Origin of the sequence: Veillonella sp. oral taxon 158 (assembly GCF_018376515.1) — a bacterium.
Classification (GTDB): Bacteria; Bacillota; Negativicutes; order Veillonellales; family Veillonellaceae; genus Veillonella; species Veillonella rogosae.
Map to the genome: position 1 here is coordinate 1 of NZ_JAHABE010000026.1, position 5,158 is coordinate 5,158.

The window sequence follows — 5,158 nt, forward strand, 5'->3', positions numbered from 1 at the left end:
CACCCTCAAACTTCTCCAGAAAAAGATTAAACCCTTATAACACTAGTAAATATCTAGTGTTATAAGGGTTTTCACACACACTTTTTGTCCTATAAGCCCCTTTTTATTACATATTACTTATTGTAAAGCTATGTCGCTTAAAACCAATGAGATAAATCAAACTCTTCACCAATCGTTGCTTTCACATGAGCTCGGCCTAAGTAAAGACCTAGCAAGGTCAAGCTAATTTTAGACATCGGCGTTTTATCAAACACATCTGCCAAGTCCAAAAGAACTGGAGAAATATCATCCATAATATCACGCGCCTCTTGTCCTCTGAAAGCAGTTGGTTTGCTCTTCATGAGTGCCAAAAGATCTCGTTGAACCATGGAGTCAGAAATACGAGTTTGTCTAAAGAAGCGTGGGGCCAAGGATTCATCAACTAAAGCCAATTTATATAAATTGGAGTTTAAGCTACGCACCACATAGCGTGGATCTACACCGCGACCATCGGTAGCACGGAATAGCTCTTCCTTAGAGAAGCCACGGTAGTTAAATACAAGCGGATAAGAATTAGATAATACTTGTGCCAATGTAATTGGCTCACGTTCCTCTTGAGTACAGCGCAAGTAATCAAGCTGACGATAGAAGGAATGATTTTGAGGCAAATCAGAAATAAATGGCTCAATATATTTTTCTACGTAATGTTGGAAATGAATCAATCCATAGTTATTGGAATTTCTAGAGTATTGCAATAATAAAGTTAACGCCATAACTTGGAAGTGACCTAGTGTTAAATGTGGTAATATGCGCAATGCATCAAAGGCTACTAGATATGGCGTACTAGATTTAGGAGATTGCACAACATCGAGGAAAGCCCCTAACGCAGCGGACTTCATCCACTCCGTATTTGTTGCAGCATACGCCTTTTGCATACTCATCAAAGCTTCTTGAATAACAATATTATCTAGCAACGCATTTACTTCAGCTAGCTTTGTAATGTTAAGTGCTGCTAAAGCATCTCTTGTAATATCTTCTACATAATATTGTGTATCCCCATGTAGCACACCAAAAGAATGTACAAATGGAGCAATAGCTAGTTCAATGCATCTATCTTCATGTGCAGCTTTAGCCCATTGACCAGTAGGAACCTCTTCATCAACTAAACTTGCTGCAGCTAACTGTGCCTCAATTTCAGACGCATCAAATAGGCGAGTTTCATCTAATACAGATGGACCTTCCGCAGTTTGTACCTCATCAGCGCCGCCAATCATTTGAGTGACTTCCATATTTTCAACTTCATCAGCAGCTAAGACCTCTACAGATTCGCCCATAGCAATGGTGTCCTCTACAGAAATCGGTCGATTACGAAGCTCATCAGTTACCTTGTCTAAGACAATAGTTTTATCCATTAATGGAGTAGCTTGATTGCCATTTGAATGCTTGATATCGGAAACAGCACTCATCACAATAGTTTCATCTGAAACAGAAGGGGTTGCTACTTTCTCATTTTCACCGACAGTAGATTCATCATGTAAAACTTCACCTTTTGTATCATCAGCTGCAGGCTCAGTCTTTGTAGATTGAGAGTTACTACTTTCACTAGTATTAGACTCAGTACTTGTTACAGCATCATTGTGATCACCTAAGGCTAAGGAGTAACCGTTAGATGTATTTTCTACATGTGTATTCTTACCATCTCTTCGATTGAAAGATGTATCTGTAGAATCAACTAAAATCTCTGCAGATTCATCATCTAAAACCTCTGTAGATTTATTCTGTAAAACTTCGCCAGATTGACCTTCAGTAGAATCAGCAATCGATGCAGTATATACATTAGTACCACCTGCATGCGTTACCGTTACATCACCATGCTTAGATTCCGTTGCAGTTGGACTATCATTCTTCGCTTCAACATTATTGTCTTCATGTGAATTTCTATTCGTCTTAGGCTTTGATTGACTTTCACCATCACCACGACTAAAAACGGCGTAGCAAATAGCAAAGAAGCCTAATGCCACGACGGCCAATACAAAATATGGTATTACGTTTGACATACTATCCCCCTACATCAACGCTTCATTATATGCAGCACGTTCCCCGCCGATGCTCTTTGGACGAACACGACAGGCAGTTACATGGGCTTCCCCAATTTCCTTTAAACTAAGCCGTACTGGTACTGTAACATGTTTCATGTGCATGCCTATGAAAGTATCCCCAATATCGATACCTACATCAGCTTGAATAAATTCAACCATTACAGGATCACCAAAACGTTCATATGCAGTTACTGCCATCGCTCCACCTGCATGACGTTGAGGCACTACATTTACCTCTTCCTCCCAAGTCATTGCACTACGCTCCATAACAAGAGCGCGATTAATATGTTCACAACATTGAACTGCCAAATTAAGGCCTCTCGCCTTAACAGCTGTATATATTTCATCAAATACGACCTGAGCCACATCTAGATGGGAATCAGTGCCGATTTTTTTACCTACAATTTCGCTAGTGGAGCAGCCCACAACGAATAGTTGACCTTCTCGAACCTTTGCCAAATCAAGTAATTCAGCCATCGCTGTGCGAACTGACTGACGAATAGTTTCTACAGAAGTCATGTTATCGCCTCACTCACTTTGAATGTATAAAATCTATATGTATATTATCATAAAATAGACAAAATCGGTAGACTTTACTCTACATATAGGTAGTGAACATCTCCTGATATTAACTTATAAACTGTAAAAGTATATCCTTATATTATTATCATACTATTAAAGAATGAAGACAACAAAAAGAGGCTTGCAAATGCAAGCCTCTTTTAATCACTCAACGGTGATATTAGATTTTTCTGTAAGGTTTTTGGCCTTCTTCGTAGAAGTTGTTACCTTCAGTATCGCCAACTACGATGCAAGGGAAGTCTTCAACTGTCAATTCAGCCAAAGCTTCTGGACCAAGTTCACCATAAGCAAGTACTTCGTATTTTTTGATGGATTTTGCAATCAATGCTGCAGCGCCACCAACTGCTGCGAAGTATGTGCAACCATTTTTCTTCATGGATTCAACTACTGCTGGTTTACGGGAACCTTTACCGATCATGCCTTTGATACCTTGATCAAGCATTGTTGGTGTGTAAGCGTCCATACGACCAGAAGTTGTAGGACCAGCGGAACCAATTGGATCACCAGGTTTTGCAGGTGTTGGGCCAAGGTAGTAAACGAATTTGTTAGTCCAATCGATTGGTAATTTTTCGCCACGTGCTAAAGCTTCAGTCATAACTTTATGAGCAGCGTCACGAGCGGAGTAAATTTTGCCAGTGATAAGAACGCTATCACCAACTTTTAATTTACGGGAAAACTCTTCATTATATTCTTCAGTGTTAATGCGAATTGTTTCAGCCATTGTAATGTTACCTCCTATCGATTAAAGTTCTGCGTGAGCATGACGAGCTGCATGGCACATGATAGTAACTGCAACAGGAAGACCAGCGATATGAGTTGCACCCCACTCGATGTTTACACCAAGACAAGTTGTAGTGCCGCCCAATTGTGGACCGATACCAGTTTTGTTAACCATTTCCATGATTTCTTCTTCTAATTTTGCATAGTCAGCATCTTTATGAGGTGTGCTAATATCGCGAAGCAAAGCTTTTTTGGACATAACTGCTGCTTGGTCCATAGTGCCACCGATACCTACGCCAAGTACGATTGGAGGGCATGGGTTAGGGCCAGCTTTTTTAACGATTTCAAGAACTGCATTTTTAACGCCTTCAACGCCGTCAGCAGGAACAAGCATAGCTACGCCAGATTTATTTTCGGAACCGAAACCTTTAAGCTCTACTTGGATATCTACTTTATCGCCAGGAACGATATCAGTGTAGATAATAGCTGGAGTGTTGTTTTGAGTGTTCTTACGGTTGAACAATGGCTCACCTACAACGGATTTACGAAGGTAACCTTCGACGTAACCAGCTGCAACGCCTTCATTGATAGCTTCAGTAAGGTCGCCACCAACGAAATGAACGTCTTGACCTACTTTTAAGAATACCATTGTCATACCAGTATCTTGGCAGTATGGACGATCTTCAGCATCAGCGATTTCAGCGTTTTCGATGAGTTGATCAAGAACGATACGACCTACTGGAGACTCTTCTGTTTCACGACCTTTTTTCAAGCCTTCATAGATGTCTTTTGGCAAGTGGTAAGCTGCATCCATACATAATTGACGGATAGTTTTTGTAATTTCAGATACTTGGATCTCGCGCAAGATAATCCCTCCTCAGGAAAAATTGAATATTAATTCTAATACCGTGAGATAACTTTTAATTCTCAAGCGTATAAGATATGTAAAACTCATACACATTGAGATTTACTCTATGCATCAATCGTAACACACAATATACAGCCTTTCAACGCCTCAACTATACAGTTTTCTCAATGCTTTTTAGCTTTCTGAGAATTGTTTTCACGAATATTCTTGTATATATTTCGGTATTTCAATAGACTATATATACCATGTTTTATAATGATGAAAACTCTTTCATAATGTGATAAAAGTCATAGTTTATCATACATTAATCTTATTTTCATGCCCCTTTTCTATAGAGACTTTCTAATATATAGATTTAGTTTATAATTAACCACAAACCTAGACTATATCTAATAAGATAAATACACTTTTTTATTAACTGATACTACTTTTCAAATAAACCTTTTAAACTTTTCTACAATGCATATGTATACCGATTATCTTCAATATACTTATATTGCTAACTCTCATTAATATTTCGTCATTTAAGCCCTTGCAAATACAGTAACTAACTGTGTTTTTCAAACTCTATAGACTTTATTAATTTTAGTGACTTTCTTATCAATATTTTTAATAACTAATTTTACGTATAAAGTTATGTGTTTTAGTCATACTTAACGAGGTCTATTTTATAGTAATTTTAAAAAAAAGGCTTGCTTTTATAATTAATCTAACATATAATAACAATCGTACCATTCCTCGATAGCTCAGTCGGTAGAGCAATCGGCTGTTAACCGATCGGTCGTAGGTTCGAGTCCTACTCGAGGAGCCATTCTGGCCCGTTGGTCAAGCGGTTAAGACACCGCCCTTTCACGGCGGTATCCCGGGTTCGATTCCCGGACGGGTCACCACATGGACGATTAGCTCAGCT

Annotated in this window: 4 protein-coding genes and 2 tRNA genes; 2 read left to right on the plus strand and 4 right to left on the minus strand. The window is 38.9% G+C overall.

Annotated elements, in window-relative coordinates; translation table 11 throughout:
- Positions 1-137 precede the first annotated feature (137 nt).
- From KH364_RS09345 to KH364_RS09360, 4 genes are all read right to left on the minus strand, one after another.
- Positions 138-2,036: an LPO_1073/Vpar_1526 family protein gene (locus tag KH364_RS09345; RefSeq protein WP_273299420.1), complete on the minus strand. Its 1,899-nt coding sequence runs from the start codon at positions 2,034-2,036 to the stop codon at positions 138-140.
- Between the two features lie 9 nt (positions 2,037-2,045).
- Entirely contained in the window at positions 2,046-2,597 is a 552-nt protein-coding gene (locus KH364_RS09350) for a TIGR01440 family protein (protein ID WP_273299421.1), read from the minus strand.
- Positions 2,598-2,820: 223 nt separating this feature from the next.
- Entirely contained in the window at positions 2,821-3,381 is a 561-nt protein-coding gene (locus tag KH364_RS09355) for a Fe-S-containing hydro-lyase (protein WP_009352515.1), read from the minus strand.
- Between the two features lie 21 nt (positions 3,382-3,402).
- On the minus strand, positions 3,403-4,245 hold the full coding sequence (locus KH364_RS09360) for a fumarate hydratase (protein WP_009352233.1): 843 nt from the start codon (positions 4,243-4,245) through the stop codon (positions 3,403-3,405).
- A 738-nt stretch (positions 4,246-4,983) separates the two neighbouring features.
- Between KH364_RS09360 and KH364_RS09365 the strand changes: the two genes are divergently transcribed.
- Positions 4,984-5,059 (plus strand) — tRNA-Asn (locus tag KH364_RS09365).
- Positions 5,060-5,063: 4 nt separating this feature from the next.
- A tRNA-Glu gene (locus KH364_RS09370) sits at positions 5,064-5,138 on the plus strand.
- Positions 5,139-5,158: the final 20 nt, after the last annotated feature.

Excerpts from the sequence above, each read along its gene's own strand:
- KH364_RS09345 (WP_273299420.1), bottom strand. The coding sequence starts at position 2,036 with ATGTCAAACGTAATACCATATTTTGTATTGGCCGTCGTGGCATTAGGC.
- KH364_RS09350 (WP_273299421.1), bottom strand. The coding sequence starts at position 2,597 with ATGACTTCTGTAGAAACTATTCGTCAGTCAGTTCGCACAGCGATGGCT.
- KH364_RS09355 (WP_009352515.1), bottom strand. The coding sequence starts at position 3,381 with ATGGCTGAAACAATTCGCATTAACACTGAAGAATATAATGAAGAGTTT.